Origin of the sequence: Roseovarius sp. MBR-78 (assembly GCF_040547535.1) — a bacterium.
Taxonomy (GTDB): Bacteria; Pseudomonadota; Alphaproteobacteria; order Rhodobacterales; family Rhodobacteraceae; genus Roseovarius.
Window position 1 is genome coordinate 52,888 of sequence record NZ_JBEPPX010000013.1, and the last position, 16,233, is coordinate 69,120.

Below are 16,233 nucleotides of genomic sequence, written 5' to 3' on the forward strand. Positions count from 1 at the left end.
GCCCGCCGCCCATGACGGAGCGGCGGGCAGGACATGCGTCCCGGATCAGGAGCCGCCCTTGAGATCTGCAAGCTTGCCGGTGGCGAAGTCATAAAGCTCCTGCGCGGGGATGCCGCGCGCGCTCATATCCTCGATCCACGCGGCGGCGGCGGGGCCGGCAACAGACTCTTCGAACCTCTTGAGCGAGGCCTTGTCAAAGCTGATGACCTCGATGCCACGCTTTTCGAGCGCCGGGCCCCAGGCCTTCAGCGTGTTGTTCTCGTAATTGTCGATATAGTAGGCGAGCGCCTCGTCGATGGAGCCGAGAAGTGCCTCGCGATGCGCATCTGGCAGGCTGTCGAGAGCGTCGGTATTGGCCACGACCGGGCAATTCACCGTGCCGGGGTTGAGATTCGCGGTCCACCATTTGGCGTTCTCGATAGTGCCAAAGGCCATATGGGCATGGGGCGCAAAGGCCACGGCCTTGACCACGCCGCTATCCATTGCCTGCCGCACTTCGGTGGCCGACATCGAGGTGGGCACCGCGCCCACAGCCTCCATCGCGGCCCCGATCCCGCCGGTGGCGCGCACGCTCAGCCCTTCGAAATCGTCAAGGTTGCGGGGCGCATCGCCAAGGCCCACGAGGTTGTATTGCGGCATCGGCGAGGGCATCAGCAGCGTCGCGTTCCAGCGCGCCAGATCGGCCTTGACCGACGGTTGATCGTAAAGCGCCATCGACAGCGCGGTTTCCTGCTCCAGCGTCTCGACGCCGAGGAACGGCAGCTCCAGAACGGTGATCGTGGGGTTCTTGTCGCGGTGATACCCGGCGCAGAACTGCGCCATCTCGAAGGCCCCGATGGAGATCCCGTCGAGGTTCTCGCGGTTGTTCGACAGTCCGCCATAGCTGATGTTCAGGGTGAACTCGCCATTGGTCTTGGCGCTCACCAATTCGGCCAGCTTTTCGACATGCTCGGTAAAGGCGCGCCGCTTGCCCCAGAGCGAGACATTCCATTCGGTCGCCATCGCCTCGCCGGCAAAGGCCAGACTGATCGCCGCGATAGCGGTATGGCTCAGCAATTTACGCATTTTCTTGTTCTCCCGGTTGGTGATCGTTTTTTATCGTTTCTGTGGATCGACCCCGCTTGCCAACAGGCAAGACGACACCGAACCACGATAACCACTACCAGACAACAGCCGCATCGGCTTGTCCAGCCCCGAGACTTAGCGCGCGGTCCCCGTGGTTTCGGTGGTTTCGGCACCGGTCACGGGGTCGATTACCTCTGCGTCGGGTATATCCTCGTGCGCCTCTTCTTCGGGCGTGGTATCCGGCTCGTCCAGCGGGCCGATCAGCAACGGCAGCATTTCCAGCCCCGTCGGCGTGCTCACCGCGCCCTCGGCGGGCGCGCGCCAGCTCAGCGTATCGAAGGAATGGCAATTCTCGCACACGGGCCGCCACTCGGCATGGATGTGTTGACAGTTGTCACAGCACCATTGCGGGCCGCGCGGCGCGCCCAGCGCGCGCGCAAGCCAGCCCTTGACCACCGCATCAGACGCGCCTTCGCCCCGCTCGATGGCCGCCATGATGGTGAGTGCGCGGGCGTCCGGCTCCACCTCGGCCAGATCGCCCAGCGCGCGGCGCGCCGCCGGGAAATCCTCGGCGGCAAGGTTGAGTTCCGCCTCCAGAAGCCGCGTCTCGCGGTTGTCGGGATGCACCTTCAAGAGCTTGGCAAAGCGCTTGAGCCGCTCTTTCGGCGTCTCGTCGGGCGCGATCGCGGCAAAGACACCTGCAAGGTCGGGATGGGGCCGCATCAGCCAGGCCTTGGTGATGATGCGCATGGCCGGGCGCGGCTTGCCCGCCTCGATATAGCCCTGCGCGGCCAGCACCGCCGCGGGCACCAGATCGGGCGACAGGCGATTGGCCTCAATGGCCGCTTCCCGCGCCTCGATGGTCTTGCCCTCGTCGAGCACGTCGCGCGCCTCCGAGAGCGCCAGCACCGCGTCGCGCCGCTTGTGCACATCGCGGGGCAGCGCCCCGTATTTGAGCTTGGCCCCCAGCGTGGCGCGCGCGCCCTTCCAGTCGCCCTTGTCGGCCTGAAGCTGCAACAGGGTATCCTGAATCTCCACCTGCCGGGGCTTGAGCGCGAAGGCGGTCTTGGCCAGCTTCAGCGCGGCCTCGGTCTCGCCTGCCTCCAGCTTTTGCCGCAGGATGCCGCGAATCCCGACAAAGCGGGTTTTCTCGTTTGTCAGCAGGCGCTTGAAGGCCGCCTCGGCCCGCGCCTTGTCGCCCGCCATTTCCGCGCCCTGCGCGGTAATAAGGTCGGTGAGCGCGGGCTTGTGCAGGTATTTCTCGGCTTTCGCGGCATGGGCCACGGCCTTGTCTCCCTCGCCCGAGGCAAGCGCAAGCACCCCCTCGCCCAGCGCGCGATAGCCCTTTTCCTGCCGGTTGCGGTCGAAATAGCGCGACAGCGCGGTTTCATCCCCGTTGACGAAGCGCAGCACCGCCACCAGCATCCCCGCGAGCTTCATCAACAGCCAGATCGCCAGCACCAGCAGGCCAAGCGCGATCACCGCCTTGATCGGGGTGAGGTTGATCTCGACCCCCGCCATGACGATGCGCACGCCGCCCTCAAGTTCGAGCAGGTAGGACGCGCCAAGGGTGATCGCCCCAACAAGGGCGATGAAAACTGCAACCTTCACAATGGACCAAAGCATCAGGGCCGACCTTTCAAATTCAGTTCAGTTGCGCCGACAGTTCCTCGGCAGCGGCAAGCGCGTCGTGCCGCGCCGTGGCGCGCGCGGCCCAGTCGGATGTGGCGGCGCGCGCCGCCTCGGGCAAGGTCTCGATCTCTGCCAGCGCATCGCCCAGACGCCCACCCGCCAGCGCCGCCTCGGCGCGCGACAGGATAGCGTCGGTGTCGTCGCCCTCGCGCGGCTCCAGCGAGCGAACGCCAAGCTGCGCGCGCAAGAAGCCGCCGACAGAGGGCCCGGTGCCGGTGCCACGCGCCGCAGCCAGCGCCGCGCGCGCCGCCTCGGGAAAGCTCTCGACAAGCTGCGCACGCGTCGGCACGCCGGTCTGCGCCGCCTGTGCCAGCGCGTCGGGTACCGGGGCACCGGTCTCGCGCAGGTCGGCGAGGGCAGCGGAGAACGTATCGCCGGTGTCGAGCGCGGTCATCACGCGGGTGAGCGCGGCGCGTTGCAGCGTGGCGCGGGCGCTGTCGCGTGCGGCTTGCTCCTCGGCGTCGATCGCGTCGCGCAGGGCGGCGATCTCATCCCCTTGCGCGGCGAGGCGGGCGCGCAGATCATCGAGCGCCGAGGCGGTATCCGGGGCCGTCGGCGCGGGGCGATCCGCGAGGGTCGCGGTGTCAGCCTCCAGTTTCGCGACCCGCTCGGTGAGGTCTGTCACCGTCTCGCTCAGCCCGGCGACCGCGTCGCCCGGATCGGCGGGCGCGGGCAGCGCGTCGAGCCGCGCGCCGAGATCGTCGAGGCGCTGCGCCTGTGCATCAAGCCGCGCCGCAATCGCGGGATCGGAGGCGGTGTCCGGTTCGGGTTTCGGGAAATAGGGATGGATATAGGGGGCCGCCGCCACCCCGATCCCCGCCGCCGCGATGCCGCCCACTAGCATCGACCAGAACCCGCCCTGCCGCACGGTGACCTGCTCTGTGCGCACCATCGGGGTGGTATCGGCAGTGGGTTCGGATTCGGGTTCGGTGGCAGCGGCGGCAGGCTCTTCTGGTCCCTCTGGCGGGGTTTCCGTTTCGGCATCGGGTGCGGGATCGGCTTCGAGATCTGTCGTATCCCCGCTCGCGTCCTGTTTGGCCTCTGCCTCGGGTGTATCCTGCGGCACGTCGTCAGGCGGCGCGCCGGTTTCTGATGTGTCGTCGGGGGCCTCGACGCTCTCGGGCGTTGAGGCATCCTCGGGCAGGGGGGCGGTTTCGGTCTCGGGCATGTCCTGCGCCCCGGCCTCGGGTGGCGTCATGCCCTCACCGGCGCTCTGCGATGCGTCGGCCTTGTCCGTCCTGGATGTCTTCTTTCTCGCCACGGCACGCCACCTTTTCGAATCTTGTCTGGTCGAACTGTCAGTTTGACCTTACTGCGCCCCCTTGTGGCTCTCAACCCGCTTGGCGTGTTTCACCAGATCGTGCAGCGCCGTGCGCATGGATGCGGCATCGGGCGTCTTGGCGACCACCACGCGCTCTGCGGCCCCCTCGGGGATGCGCGTGGCCACGTTGCGGCTCATTGCCGCGATCAGAAGGGGCGCGCGCGTTTGGCCCGCCGCGTCGAGAAACAGCACCGCGCTGCGCGGCGACATCAGCGGAACGATCACCGGGGCCGTGCCATCGAGCGCGGCGCGGGCCGCCTCGGACAGCGGCAGCGCCTCTTGATCGTAAACCACGACCTCGCGCGCGGCATGGCCCGCGGATCGCAGCGCCGCCGCGATATCGGCGGCCACATGCGCGCCGCGCGGGTGCAGGAACGGGCCGCGCGCCCCGTCGGCGGCGATCCGGGCAAGCAGCGACGGGGCATCGCCCTCGGCCGCGATGGTGGTGAATCCCCGTTGCCGCGCAGCCTCCGCCGTGGCGCGGCCCACGGCATAGGCGGTCAGGTCGCGGCGGGGGCTGAGGCGGCAGACCCCCTCGACCCCGTGGCACGAGGTAAAGATCAGCACCTCGCCGGGCACGGGCGGCGGCAGCGTGCCGCCATAGGTGATGCGCATGAGCGGCGAGATGATGACCTCTGCCCCCGGCAACGCCGCGCGCAGATCGGCGGCGAAATGGCTTGCCGATGGCTCGGGCCGGGTGATGAGCAGGCGGGGAGGCATCGGCGGTCCGCAGTTGTTGACCCTTTGGTAAGGTGTTACCTGCCTATGATGTTGGGGGCAATGCAGCAGGGCCGGGATGAGCACAGCGCTGACCATACTCGGGATCGAGAGCAGTTGCGACGATACCGCCGCCGCCGTGCTGCGCCTTGACGGTGCGGGCGCGCGGGTGCTGGCCTCCGTGGTGATGGGGCAGGCCGCGCTGCACGCCGATTTCGGCGGCGTGGTGCCCGAGATCGCGGCGCGTGCCCATGCCGAAAAGCTCGATATCGCCGTGCGCGAGGCTTTGCGGCGCGCGGGGCTTGGGCTTCATGCGATGGATGCGGTGGCTGTCACCGCCGGGCCGGGCCTGATCGGCGGGGTTCTGGCGGGGGTGATGTGCGCCAAGGGGATCGCGGCGGGCGCGGGCCTGCCGCTTGTCGGCGTCAACCATCTTGCCGGTCACGCGCTGACGCCGCGCCTGACCGACGGGGTAGCCTATCCCTACCTGATGCTGCTCGTGTCGGGGGGGCATTGCCAATTCCTGATCGTGCGCGGGCCCGAGGAATTCGCGCGGATCGGCGGCACCATCGACGATGCGCCGGGCGAGGCGTTTGACAAGGTGGCGCGCCTGCTTGGCCTTCCGCAGCCCGGCGGCCCGGAGGTGGAGCGCGCCGCCGCGACCGGCGATCCGGCGCGGTTTCGCCTGCCGCGCCCGCTTTTGGATCGGGCGGGCTGCGATCTCTCGTTTTCGGGGCTGAAAACGGCGGTGCTGCGCGCGCGCGACGGGATCGTGGCCGAAAAGGCGGGGCTGACGCGGCAGGACCGGGCAGACCTCTGTGCCGGGTTTCAGGCGGCGGTCTGCGACGTGCTGGCCGAGAAGACGCGGCGCGCGCTGGCGCTTTACCTGGCCGAGGGGCCTGGCGCACCGCTGATTGCCGTGGCCGGGGGCGTTGCGGCCAACGGCCCCATTCGCGCCGCGCTTCGGGATGTGGCGGCGCAGGCGGGCGCGCGGTTTCTGGCGCCGCCGCTGGCGCTTTGCACCGATAACGCGGCGATGATCGCCTATGCCGGGGCGGAGCTATACCGGCTGGGCCATCGCGACGACCTGACGCTTGCGGCGCGGCCGCGCTGGCCGCTTGATACTGCAAGCCCAGCGATGCTCGGCCACGGCAAGAGGGGGGCCAAGGCATGACGCTGATTTGTGGCGCAGGGGCGTTTGGCACGGCGCTGGCGGTGGCGCTGGCGCAGGCCGGGCCGGTCACGCTCTGGGCGCGCGACGAGGGCCACGCGGCGCAAATGCGCTCGCGGCGCGAGAATACCCGCCGCCTGCCCGGCATTGCCCTGCCCGAGGCGATTACCGTGATCTCGGGCGCGGTGCCTGATCCTGCCGGTCCCTGCCTGCTGGCCATGCCGATGCAGGCGCTGGGCGAATATCTCACCGCGCATCGCGGGGCGTTGCGCGCACGCCCGCTCGTCGCCTGTTGCAAGGGGATGGACCTGACCACCGGCCTTGGCCCCACCGGCCTGATTGCCCAAACCTGCCCCGACGCGATCCCGGCGATCCTCACCGGCCCGAGTTTTGCCCGCGATATCGCGCTGGGCCTGCCCACGGCGCTGACGCTGGCCTGTGGCGATCCGGGGACCGGGGCGATGCTGCAATCGGTGCTGTCGACACCCACGCTGCGGCTCTATCGCAGCATGGATGCGGTGGGGGCGGAACTGGGCGGCGCGCTCAAGAACGTGATCGCCATCGGTTGTGGCGCCGTGATGGGCGCGGGGCTGGGCGAGAGCGCGCGCGCCGCGCTGATGACGCGCGGCTTTGCCGAGATGAACCGGCTTGCCGCAGGGCTTGGTGCGCGACCCGAGACGCTGGCGGGGCTGTCGGGCTTTGGCGATCTGGCGCTGACCTGCACCAGCGCGCAATCGCGCAACTATCGCTACGGCGAAAGCCTCGGGCGGGGCGAAGCGTTCGACGCCTCGGTGACGGTCGAGGGGGCGGCCACCGCGCGCGCGGCGCTGGGACGTGCCCGCGCGCTGGGCCTTGAAATGCCGGTGACGGCGGCGGTGGCCGCGCTTGTCAGCGGTGAATTGCACGTGGCGCAAGCGGTGGATATGCTGCTGGCGCGACCATTGAAGGAAGAATGATGCTGATAGCCCTTATTGCCCGCGACAAGCCCGGTGCCCTGCAAACCCGTCTCGACACTCGCGAGGCGCATGTTGCCTATCTGAAAGAGACCGGGGTGGTATCTCAGGCCGGCCCATTACTGGACGAGGCGGGCGCGATGACCGGCTCGCTGGTGATCCTCGACGTGGCGGACATGGCCGCCGCGCGCGACTGGGCCGAAAACGATCCCTACGCGAAGGCGGGGCTTTTTGCCGGGGTCGAGTTGATCCCGTGGAAAAAGGTCATCTGATGCGCTACTGGCTGTTCAAGTCCGAGCCATCAACGTGGTCCTGGGCCGATCAGGTGGCCCGCGGCGCGGCGGGCGAGGAATGGGACGGCGTGCGCAATTATCAGGCGCGCAATTTCATGCGCGAGATGGCCGTGGGCGATCGCGGTTTCTTTTACCATTCGCAAAAGGAAAAGGCGGTCGTGGGCATGGTCGAGGTGATCAAGGAGGCCCATCCCGACAGCACTGCCGGTGATCCGCGCTGGGACTGCGTGGACATCCGCGCGCTGGAGGCCGCGCCAACCCCGGTCACGCTCGCCGCGATCAAGGCCGATCCGCGATTGTCGGACATGGCACTGGTGCGCCGCGCGCGCCTGTCGGTGCAGCCGGTGAGCGAAGACGAATGGCGCATCGTCTGCGGCATGGCGGGGCTTTTGCCTTAGTTTCGCGGCCCGTGAGGCGGCTGCCACTTGACCTGAGCCCGCCGGTTCCTGCTAATCACGGAATGTGCGTGGTGCAGGCAGGGGAGGGCCGCATGGGCTGGATGAAGGACGAAACGGGGCTGGAGCGACGGCAGGCGAATTTCGTGCCGCTGACGCCGCTATCGCATCTGCGGCGCGCGGCGCATGTTTACCCTGACCGGCTTGCTATAGCCTATCATGGCCACCGCAAGACCTATGCCGAATACCACGCGCGCGTCTCGCGGCTTGCCTCGGCGCTGGTGAATATCGGCATCGAGCCGGGTGACGTGGTGGCCACGATCCTGCCCAATATCCCCGCCCATTGCGAGGCGCATTTCGGCGTGCCTGCGGCCGGTGCCGTGCTCAACGCGATCAACACGCGGCTCGAGGCCGACACCATCGCCTATATCCTCGATCACGGCGAGGCGCGGGTGGTGCTGTGCGACACGCAGTTCCTGCCCACGCTCGATGCCGCGCTCGGGCTGATGGAGCGCCCCGCGCCCGCGATCATCGAGGTGCCCGATGACGAGGCGGGCGTCCACGCCCATTCCGATTACATGGCCTACGAGGATTTCCTTGCCACCGGCACCCCTGATTTCGAGTGGATCATGCCCGAGGACGAATGGGAAAGCCTTGCGCTCAACTACACCTCCGGCACCACCGGGCGGCCCAAGGGCGTGGTCTGCCACCATCGCGGGGCCTATCTGATGACGATGGGCACGGTAGTAAGCTGGGATTTGCCGCGCTACCCCGTCTATCTCACCATCGTGCCGCTGTTTCACTGCAACAACTGGAACCATGTCTGGCTCATACCGATGGTGGGCGGCACTGTGGTGTGCTGCCGCGACATCACCGCGCGCGCGATCTATGACGCCATCGCCGATGAGGGTGTCACGCATTTCGGCGGCGCGCCTATCGTGCTCAACATGCTGGTGAATGCCAAGGATGGCGAGCGGCGCGCTTTCGAGCACATCGTCGATGTGTTCACCGCCGGTGCCCCGCCGCCTGCCGCCACGCTGGCGGCGATCGAGCCGCTGGGCTTCAAGGTGACGCAGGTCTACGGGCTGACCGAAACCTATGGCCATGTCACCGAATGCCTGTGGAACGCCGAGTGGGACGCGCTGCCCGATGACGACCGCTATGCCATCAAGGCGCGCACCGGCATCCTCATGCCGATGATGGAAGAGATCACCGCGCTTGACCCCGAGACGATGGAGCAGGTGCCGATGGATGGCGAGAGCCTGGGCGAGATCATGATCCGGGGCAATTCGGTGATGAAGGGTTATCTCAAGAACCCCAAGGCCACCGAGGAGGCGTTTCGCGGCGGCTGGTTCCACTCGGGCGACATCGCCTTCCAGCATCCCGACGGCTATCTCAAGATCGCCGACCGCGCCAAGGACATCATCATTTCGGGCGGCGAGAATATCTCCTCGGTCGAGGTGGAGGGGGTGCTGATGCGCCACCCGGCGGTGCTGCTTTGTGCCGTGGTGGCCAAGCCGGATGAGAAATGGGGCGAGGTGCCCTGCGCCTTTGTCGAGTTGAAGGACGGTGCCGAGGTGAGCGAGGCCGAGCTGATCGCCTTCGCCCGCGAGCGGCTGGCGGGTTTCAAGACGCCCAAGGCGGTGGTGTTTCAGGACCTGCCCAAGACCTCGACCGGCAAGATCCAGAAATTCGAACTGCGCCAGGTGGCCAAGGGGCTGTGAGCGGCAGGGCTGATTTTGGTCTTCCGCCCGCCGCGCGCAATCACGGGCGAAGGGCGCGACAAACTGCAAGAGACCCCCTGTTTCGCAGGCGGTGATGACCCGCTCGAATATGGGGGCCCTCTGCATCTGTGGTGCCTTCAACACCCATGACCTCGGCACTCTGCCACGACATCGACAAAGACCGCCCCCATCACCGCAAGGGGCATTGCCGCGCCGGACGAGAAGCCGCCTAAATCATTAAAACTTAGAGATTTTCTTGAGAAGGCTGGTGCCGCTGAAGGGACTCGAACCCCCGACCCCATCATTACGAATGACGTGCTCTACCAGCTGAGCTACAGCGGCGACCTTCCTTATGATCCGTCATCGCAGATACCGCGACGGGACCGGGTGCCGCTTTACCCGAGGCGCGGGCGCGGCGCAACAGGAATTGCTCGGGCCCCGCGCGGCGCGGGAAATCCGCACGCACGCCCTTTCACATGCGCGGGCGGGGCGCTAACGTCGCGGCGCAAGACGGGGGGCGCAATGTGACCGAGATCGTTCTGGTGCGGCACGGGCAGGCGAATAACAAGGCCACAGACGAGGCGGGCTATGACCGGCTCTCGCCCTTGGGCGAGCAGCAGGCCCGTTGGCTTGGCGCGCATCTGCGCGGCACCGATCCGCATTTCGACCGGGTCATCACTGGCACGCTCAACCGCCAGCGCGGCACGGCCGAGGCGATGGGCTATGGCGGCGGCGATGTCGATGCGCGGCTCGACGAGCTGAGCTATTTCGCGCTGGCCCGTGCGGTCGAGGCGCAGCATGGCCTGCCTACGCCGCAGGATGCCACCCAATTCGCCCGCTACCTGCCGCAGGTGATCTCGCATTGGGCGCAGGGCAATCTCGACGGGTTGCCCGAAAGCTATGAGAGCTTTGCCACCCGCGTCACCGGCCTGCTCGACGACTTGTCGGGCAGCGGCGGGCGGGTGCTTGTCGTCACCTCTGGCGGCGTGATCGGCATGGCGCTGCGCCATGCGCTCGGCCTCGATATTGGCGGCATGTCCAAGGTGATGTTGCAGGTGATGAACAGCTCGCTGCACCGGGTGCATCACGTCCATGACATGCTCATGCTGGGGGCGTTCAACGCCACGCCGCATCTCGACACACCCGACCGGGCCCATGCCCGCACCTTCATCTGAGAGGACAAGGATCATGCAGCTTTACTATGCTAAGGGCACCATCGCCGTCGCCGTGGCCATCGCGCTCCACGAGGCGGGGCTGGATTTCGAGCCGGTGCGCCTCGATTTCAAGGCGGGCGAGCAACGGCAGCCCCGCTATCACGCGGTCAACCCCAAGGGGCGCGTGCCCGCGCTGGCGACCGATCAGGGCATCCTGACCGAGACCGCCGCCATCCTTGAGCATATCGCCGATCTCGCCCCCGCCGCCGGGTTGCGCCCCTCCGATCCGTGGCAGGCCGCAAGGATGCGCGAGGCGATGCTTTATCTTGCCTCGACCATGCATGTGAACCACGCGCATCGCGCGCGCGGCCAGCGCTGGGCCGATCTGGAAAGCTCGCTCGCCGATATGCGCGCCAAGGCGGTGGAGACCATGACCGCGAGCGCCGAGCATGTCGAGCACCATATGCTGCAAGGGCCTTACGTGCTGGGCGAGGCGGTCTCGCTGGCCGATCCTTACCTTTTTGTCGCCTGTAGCTGGCTGGAGGGCGACGGGGTGGACATGGCGAATTTCCCCAAGATCGCTGCTTTCGTCGAGACGATGCGCACCCGCGCCTCGGTGGCGCAGGTGATCGCGGATGACATGATCTGATGGGGGTGGGCATGGTGCATCTCTGGGTGCGGGCCGAGCAAAGGCCGAACGAGGACCGCGTGGGAATTACCCCCGAGGGGGCGGAGACGCTGATCGCGAAGGGGTTTCGCGTCACGGTGGAGGAGAGCGGCGCGCGCGCGATCCCCACTGATGGCTACCGCGCGGCGGGCTGCGAGACCGCGCCCGAGGGCACATGGCCCAATGCCCCGCGCGACGCGATCATCTTTGGCCTCAAGGAACTGCCCGATGACGGCACGGCCCTGCCGCATCGCCACATCATGTTCGGCCACGCCTTCAAGGGGCAGCATTCCGGGCGGCGGCTCTTGCAGCGGTTCAAGGCCGGGGGCGGCACGCTCCTCGATCTGGAATATCTGGTGGATGAGGCGGGCCGCCGCGTCGCCGCCTTCGGCTATTGGGCGGGCTATGCCGGGGCGGCGGTGTCGCTCATGGGTTGGGCGGCGCAGCGGCAGGGCGGGATCTGTCCGTCGGTCGATACCTTTGCCGGGCGCGATGCGCTGGTCGCGGATCTTGGCGCGCGGCTTGATGCCTCCGGCACAGAGCGCCCCACCGCCATCGTCATCGGCGCGCTGGGCCGCGTCGGCACCGGGGCAAGCGACCTGTGCGAGGCGCTGGGCGTGCGCGTCACCAAATGGGACATGGCAGAAACGGCGCAGGGTGGGCCGTTCCCCGAAATCCTCGACCATGACCTTTTCATCAACTGCATCCTCGCGCGCCCCGGCGCGCCCGTTTTCGTGCCGCCCGAGGCGCTGGCCGCCCCCCGCCGCCTCTCGGTGATCGGCGATGTGGCCTGCGATCCCGACAGCGATTACAACCCGGTGCCAGTCTATGAGGCCGCCACCACATGGGCCGCGCCGGTCACGCGCGTGCACGATGCGCCGCCGCTCGATGTGATGGCGATCGACAACCTGCCCTCGCTCCTGCCGCGCGAGGCGTCCGAGGATTTCGCGGCCCAGCTTCTGCCGCATCTTCTGGCGCTCGACGCGCTGGATCAGGGCGTCTGGGGCCGCGCGGGGGCCACGTATCACACCCATATGAAGGAGGTCTGAGACATGACAATCCATTGGTGCGGCACCGGCCTTTCGGCCATTCCCGGCCTACGACGACTGATCGAGGCGGGCCATGATGTGGCCGTCTGGAACCGCTCGGTTGACAAGGCGCGCGCGGCGGTGGGCGATCTGACCGGCGCGATCCACGCTTTTGACAAGGATGCGCTCGCAGCCGCGGTGCAGCCCGGCGATGTGGTCGTCTCAATGCTGCCCGGCGACTGGCACGTTCCGCTGGCCGAGATGTGCCTTGATCGCGGGGCGCATTTCGTCTCGTCCTCCTATATCGCGCCCGAGATGCGCGCGCTCGATGGCGCGGCGCGCGAGAAGGGGCTGAGCTTCGTCAACGAGATCGGCCTTGATCCCGGCATCGACCACCTGATGGCCCATCATATGGTGGCCGATTACCGCGCTTCAGAGGCGTTCGATCCGGGCAATGACCTGTCCTTCACCTCCTATTGCGGCGGCGTGCCGAAAGTTCCGAACCCGTTTCGCTACAAGTTCAGCTGGTCACCGCTGGGGGTGCTCAAGGCGCTGCGCTCGCAGTCGCGCTCGATCCGGGCCTTCGCAGAGCTGGACGTGGCGCGACCGTGGGATGCGCTCTCGTCCTATGAGGCGCCGCTGCCAACGCCCGAGACATTCGAGGTCTACCCCAACCGCGATTCGATCCCGTTCATCGCCGATTACCGGTTTGATCCCGAGTGGCGGATCCGCGATTTCGTGCGCGGCACGTTGCGGCTCAACGGCTGGGCCGAGGCCTGGGCCGATATCTTTACCGAGATCGAGACGTTGGAGGGCGCGGCAGGAGAGGCGCGGCTCAAGGAGATGTCCGAGCAGTTCTGGCAGGACCACGCCTATGCCGAGGGCGAGCCGGATCGCGTGGTGCTCTGCGTCGGGCTGAAGGCCGAGAAGGATGGCGCGGCGGTCTGGCACAAGACCTACGTGATGGATGCCTGGGGCGATGCGCGCGGCACCGCGATGGCGCGGCTGGTGTCGGTGCCGGTGTCGCTGGCGGTCGAATCGGTGCTGGCGCGCGAAATCCCGGCAGGCGTCAGCCCCGCGCCGCACGATCCCAAACTGGTGGCGCGCTACCTGTCAGAGGTGGACCGGCTGGCGCAACACTTGCAGGTGGTCGATCACCTCGCCTGACCGAACGGGAGGACGCAGATGCAGACCGGACCGCGCAACCTCATCACCGACGTGGCCGGGCTTCGCGTCGGCAATGCAGGCGATGCGGGCCTGCGTTCGGGGATGACGGTGCTCACCGCCGATGCGCCGTTTACCGCCGGCGTGCATGTCATGGGCGGCGCGCCGGGCACGCGCGAGACCGATCTGCTCGCGCCCGACCGCGCGGTGCAACAGGTGGATGCGCTGGTGCTCTCGGGCGGCTCGGCCTTTGGCCTCGATGCGGCCTCAGGCGTGGCCGAGGGCTTGCGCGACATGGGGCGCGGCTTTGCCGTGGGCGCGGCCCGCGTGCCTATCGTTCCGGCGGCGATCCTGTTCGATCTGTTGAATGGCGGCGAGAGCGACTGGACGACCAACCCCTACAATGCCCTCGGGCGGGCCGCGCTGGCGGGTGCGTCCGAGGATTTCGCCATCGGCAGCGAAGGGGCGGGAACCGGGGCCACCACGGCCAATCTCAAGGGCGGGCTTGGCTCTGCCTCGACCCGGCTGCCCGATGGCACAATGGTCGGCGCGCTGGTGGCGGTCAACGCGCTCGGGGGGGCGACGGTGGGCGCGGGGCCGCATTTCTGGGCCGCGCCGTTCGAGATCGGCGATGAGTTCGGCGGGCTTGGCCCCGCGCGTGCGTATCCCGACCCGCTCGCCGCACCGGTCAAACACGCGCCAAATGCCAACACCACCATCGGCATCATTGCCACCGATACCACGCTCACACAGGCGCAATGCACGCGGCTGGCGACTGCGGCGCATGACGGGCTGGCCCGCGCGCTGGTGCCCTCGCACACGCTGATGGATGGCGATGCGATCTTTGCCGCCGCCACCGGCGCGCGGCCTGCGCCCGATATGCCCACGCAGGTGCTGCTGGGGCACGCTGCCGCCTGCACGATGGCGCGCGCGATTGCCCGTGCGATCCATGCCGCGCGGCCCTGTCCAGGCGATCCGGTGCCGGCATGGTCGGCGCGCTTTGGCTGAGACCAACGCGGCCCCGGTGTTTCCACCGGGGCCGATCGGCACACAACAGACGAGAGTGGTGGCGCGCCGGACACCGGTAAAGGGGACACTCATTACCCTCGCAATCCTGCGCGAGCCCTACGCCAGATACATGGGGAAAAATTGCGCGCTTGTCCCGTCAGGTTTTCCTTACCTTTGCCCCTGTGCGCGGCATGACGTTACGTCAGGCAATCAGACCGCGATATTGTCGATCAGCCGCACCCCGGCAAGCCATGCGGCGGCAAAGAGGCGGGCGGGGCGGTCGGGGGCGGCAATCGTGCCGAGATCGTCCTGCGCGCGCAGATCGAGATAATCCGCGCCGGTGAACCCGGCCCTGTCGAGCCGCGCCAGCGCCGCCTCGCGCAGATCGTCGAACGCGCGCCCCTCACGCAGCCCAAGGGCAATCACCTCCATCTCCTCGTGCAGGCGCGGGGCGAGGGTGCGCGCGCGGTCCGACAACAGAAGGTTGCGGGACGACAGCGCCAGCCCGTCGATATCGCGGATCGTCGGGCAGCCATGCACGGTGACCGGCAGATCAAGATCGGCGGCCATGCGGCGCACGACCAGAAGCTGTTGGTAATCCTTCTCGCCGAAAAACGCATCCGTGGCGCTGGTCTGGGTGAAAAGCTTGGTTACCACCGTGGCCACGCCGTCGAAATGGCCGGGGCGAAACGCGCCCTCCATCACATCGGTCAGCCCCGCGACCGAAACGGTGGTGGCGAAACTTGCGGGATACATCTGGTCACCATCCGGCACCCAGAGCGCATCGACGCCGAAGCGTGCAAGCTTGCGCGCGTCCTCTCGCTCGGTGCGGGGGTAATTGGCCAGATCGGCGGAGTTATTGAACTGTTTGGGGTTGACGAAAATGGTCACGATCACCCGGTCACAGGCGGCCTTGGCCGCCGCCACCAGCGACAGGTGCCCGTCATGCAGCGCGCCCATGGTGGGCACCACGCCGATGCGCTCTCCGGCGCGAATCCAGGGGGCGGTCATGTGGCGCAGATCATCGAGGCGGCGCAGGATCGGCGCGCTCAACGCGGTGCCTCCTCGGCAAAGCCATGCTCGGGCGCGGGGAAGGCGCGCGCGCGCACCTCGCTGGCAAAGGCTGCGATGGCGGCCTCGCCCGCCTCGCCCAATTCCGCGTAACGCTTGACGAATTTCGGCTTGAACGCGGTAAAAAGGCCCAGCATGTCATCGACGACAAGGATCTGACCGTCGCAGCCCGCGCCTGCGCCGATGCCGATGGTGGGAATGGCGATCTCTGCCGTGATCCGGTCCGCCAGCGCCGAGGGCAGCTTTTCCAACACCACCGAGAACGCCCCCGCATCGCTCACCGCGCGCGCATCGGCCAAGAGCCGCTCGGCCCCGGCCCCGCGCCCCTGCACCTTGTAGCCGCCGAGCGTGTTCACCGATTGCGGCGTGAGGCCAATATGCGCCATCACCGGCACGCCGCGCGCCACCAGAAAGGCGATGGTCTCGGCCATGTGCTGCCCGCCTTCGAGCTTGACCGCCGCCGCGCCCGTCTCGGCCATGATCTTTGCGGCGTTGCGAAACGCCTGCGCGGGGCTTTCCTCGTAGCTGCCGAACGGCATGTCGATCACCAGCATCGCGCGCGTGAGGCCGCGCGCCACCGCCTTGCCGTGCAGGATCATCATTTCCATCGTCACGCCAAGGGTGGAGGGCAGGCCATGCACCACCATGCCGAGGCTGTCGCCGACGAGGACGAAATCGCAGTGCGCATCCATCATCCGCGCCATCGGCGTGGTATAGGCGGTGAGCGAGACGATGGGCGCGCGGCCCTTCATTGCCCGTATGTCATCGGGCAGCGGGGCGGTCTTGCGGGCGGTGGCGCTCATGGCGATC

16 protein-coding genes and 1 tRNA gene are annotated in these 16,233 nt (G+C 67.8%); 10 read left to right on the plus strand and 7 right to left on the minus strand.

Annotation, left to right across the window (positions count from 1 at the left end; translation table 11 throughout):
- Positions 1–45: 45 nt before the first annotated feature.
- The 4 genes from ABIE58_RS12095 to ABIE58_RS12110 all read right to left on the minus strand — a co-directional run bounded on the left by ABIE58_RS12095 (position 46) and on the right by ABIE58_RS12110 (position 4,798).
- Positions 46–1,065 carry a C4-dicarboxylate TRAP transporter substrate-binding protein gene (locus ABIE58_RS12095; protein ID WP_354544978.1) on the minus strand — a complete coding sequence of 340 codons (1,020 nt, stop codon included), beginning with the start codon at positions 1,063–1,065 and terminating at the stop codon, positions 46–48.
- Positions 1,066–1,200: 135 nt separating this feature from the next.
- Positions 1,201–2,691, minus strand: a complete 1,491-nt coding sequence (locus ABIE58_RS12100) for a heme biosynthesis protein HemY (RefSeq protein ID WP_354544979.1) — start codon at positions 2,689–2,691, stop codon at positions 1,201–1,203.
- A 19-nt stretch (positions 2,692–2,710) separates the two neighbouring features.
- The gene (locus tag ABIE58_RS12105; protein ID WP_354544980.1) at positions 2,711–4,018 is read right to left on the minus strand and encodes a COG4223 family protein; all 1,308 of its coding nucleotides are present in this window, start codon (positions 4,016–4,018) and stop codon (positions 2,711–2,713) included.
- 48 nt (positions 4,019–4,066) lie between these two features.
- Positions 4,067–4,798, minus strand: a complete 732-nt coding sequence (locus tag ABIE58_RS12110) for a uroporphyrinogen-III synthase (protein WP_354544981.1) — start codon at positions 4,796–4,798, stop codon at positions 4,067–4,069.
- Positions 4,799–4,874: 76 nt separating this feature from the next.
- On the opposite strand from ABIE58_RS12110, the gene tsaD reads away from it, so the two are divergent.
- The 5 genes from tsaD (at position 4,875) to ABIE58_RS12135 (ending at position 9,331) form a co-directional block, all read left to right on the plus strand.
- On the plus strand, positions 4,875–5,969 hold the full coding sequence (tsaD, locus tag ABIE58_RS12115) for a tRNA (adenosine(37)-N6)-threonylcarbamoyltransferase complex transferase subunit TsaD (protein ID WP_354544982.1): 1,095 nt from the start codon (positions 4,875–4,877) through the stop codon (positions 5,967–5,969).
- Positions 5,966–6,922, plus strand: coding sequence for an NAD(P)H-dependent glycerol-3-phosphate dehydrogenase (locus ABIE58_RS12120; RefSeq protein WP_354544983.1), 957 nt, complete (start codon positions 5,966–5,968; stop codon positions 6,920–6,922). Before tsaD ends, ABIE58_RS12120 begins: the two co-directional genes overlap by 4 nt.
- Positions 6,922–7,191: a YciI family protein gene (locus tag ABIE58_RS12125; protein WP_354545023.1), complete on the plus strand. Its 270-nt coding sequence runs from the start codon at positions 6,922–6,924 to the stop codon at positions 7,189–7,191. The genes ABIE58_RS12120 and ABIE58_RS12125 overlap by 1 nt, the downstream gene beginning before the upstream one ends.
- Positions 7,191–7,610 (plus strand): EVE domain-containing protein, encoded by a 420-nt coding sequence (locus ABIE58_RS12130; RefSeq protein WP_354544984.1) that lies wholly within the window; start codon positions 7,191–7,193, stop codon positions 7,608–7,610. The genes ABIE58_RS12125 and ABIE58_RS12130 overlap by 1 nt, the downstream gene beginning before the upstream one ends.
- A 92-nt stretch (positions 7,611–7,702) precedes the next feature.
- The gene (locus tag ABIE58_RS12135) at positions 7,703–9,331 is read left to right on the plus strand and encodes a long-chain-fatty-acid--CoA ligase (RefSeq protein WP_354544985.1); all 1,629 of its coding nucleotides are present in this window, start codon (positions 7,703–7,705) and stop codon (positions 9,329–9,331) included.
- Between the two features lie 266 nt (positions 9,332–9,597).
- Here ABIE58_RS12135 and ABIE58_RS12140 read toward each other — a convergent pair.
- Positions 9,598–9,673, minus strand: a tRNA-Thr gene (locus ABIE58_RS12140).
- A gap of 182 nt (positions 9,674–9,855) precedes the next feature.
- On the opposite strand from ABIE58_RS12140, the gene ABIE58_RS12145 reads away from it, so the two are divergent.
- From ABIE58_RS12145 to ABIE58_RS12165, 5 genes are read left to right on the plus strand one after another with little or no spacing between them, the layout of a single operon-like run.
- On the plus strand, positions 9,856–10,506 hold the full coding sequence (locus ABIE58_RS12145; RefSeq protein WP_354544986.1) for a histidine phosphatase family protein: 651 nt from the start codon (positions 9,856–9,858) through the stop codon (positions 10,504–10,506).
- Positions 10,507–10,519: 13 nt separating this feature from the next.
- Complete coding sequence (locus ABIE58_RS12150) at positions 10,520–11,134, plus strand: glutathione S-transferase family protein (protein ID WP_354544987.1); 615 nt, start codon at positions 10,520–10,522, stop codon at positions 11,132–11,134.
- A gap of 11 nt (positions 11,135–11,145) precedes the next feature.
- A complete protein-coding gene (locus ABIE58_RS12155) occupies positions 11,146–12,201 on the plus strand; it encodes a saccharopine dehydrogenase (RefSeq protein WP_354544988.1) in 1,056 nt (351 codons plus the stop codon).
- A 3-nt stretch (positions 12,202–12,204) separates the two neighbouring features.
- Positions 12,205–13,347: a saccharopine dehydrogenase family protein gene (locus ABIE58_RS12160; RefSeq protein WP_354544989.1), complete on the plus strand. Its 1,143-nt coding sequence runs from the start codon at positions 12,205–12,207 to the stop codon at positions 13,345–13,347.
- 18 nt (positions 13,348–13,365) lie between these two features.
- Entirely contained in the window at positions 13,366–14,352 is a 987-nt protein-coding gene (locus ABIE58_RS12165) for a P1 family peptidase (RefSeq protein WP_354544990.1), read from the plus strand.
- Positions 14,353–14,562: 210 nt separating this feature from the next.
- On the opposite strand, the gene panC is transcribed toward ABIE58_RS12165, so the two are convergent.
- Together panC and panB are read right to left on the minus strand one after the other, a co-directional pair.
- Entirely contained in the window at positions 14,563–15,405 is an 843-nt protein-coding gene (panC, locus tag ABIE58_RS12170) for a pantoate--beta-alanine ligase (protein ID WP_354544991.1), read from the minus strand.
- Complete coding sequence (gene panB, locus ABIE58_RS12175) at positions 15,402–16,226, minus strand: 3-methyl-2-oxobutanoate hydroxymethyltransferase (protein WP_354544992.1); 825 nt, start codon at positions 16,224–16,226, stop codon at positions 15,402–15,404. The genes panC and panB overlap by 4 nt, the downstream gene beginning before the upstream one ends.
- Positions 16,227–16,233 lie beyond the last annotated feature (7 nt).

Bases quoted from the DNA above. Each gene is read 5' to 3' on its own strand.
- ABIE58_RS12095 (WP_354544978.1), bottom strand. From the start codon at position 1,065: ATGCGTAAATTGCTGAGCCATACCGCTATCGCGGCGATCAGTCTGGCC.
- ABIE58_RS12100 (WP_354544979.1), bottom strand. From the start codon at position 2,691: ATGCTTTGGTCCATTGTGAAGGTTGCAGTTTTCATCGCCCTTGTTGGG.
- ABIE58_RS12110 (WP_354544981.1), bottom strand. From the start codon at position 4,798: ATGCCTCCCCGCCTGCTCATCACCCGGCCCGAGCCATCGGCAAGCCAT.
- tsaD (WP_354544982.1), top strand. From the start codon at position 4,875: ATGAGCACAGCGCTGACCATACTCGGGATCGAGAGCAGTTGCGACGAT.
- ABIE58_RS12120 (WP_354544983.1), top strand. From the start codon at position 5,966: ATGACGCTGATTTGTGGCGCAGGGGCGTTTGGCACGGCGCTGGCGGTG.
- ABIE58_RS12125 (WP_354545023.1), top strand. From the start codon at position 6,922: ATGCTGATAGCCCTTATTGCCCGCGACAAGCCCGGTGCCCTGCAAACC.
- ABIE58_RS12130 (WP_354544984.1), top strand. From the start codon at position 7,191: ATGCGCTACTGGCTGTTCAAGTCCGAGCCATCAACGTGGTCCTGGGCC.
- ABIE58_RS12135 (WP_354544985.1), top strand. From the start codon at position 7,703: ATGGGCTGGATGAAGGACGAAACGGGGCTGGAGCGACGGCAGGCGAAT.
- ABIE58_RS12150 (WP_354544987.1), top strand. From the start codon at position 10,520: ATGCAGCTTTACTATGCTAAGGGCACCATCGCCGTCGCCGTGGCCATC.
- ABIE58_RS12155 (WP_354544988.1), top strand. From the start codon at position 11,146: ATGGTGCATCTCTGGGTGCGGGCCGAGCAAAGGCCGAACGAGGACCGC.
- ABIE58_RS12160 (WP_354544989.1), top strand. From the start codon at position 12,205: ATGACAATCCATTGGTGCGGCACCGGCCTTTCGGCCATTCCCGGCCTA.
- ABIE58_RS12165 (WP_354544990.1), top strand. From the start codon at position 13,366: ATGCAGACCGGACCGCGCAACCTCATCACCGACGTGGCCGGGCTTCGC.
- panB (WP_354544992.1), bottom strand. From the start codon at position 16,226: ATGAGCGCCACCGCCCGCAAGACCGCCCCGCTGCCCGATGACATACGG.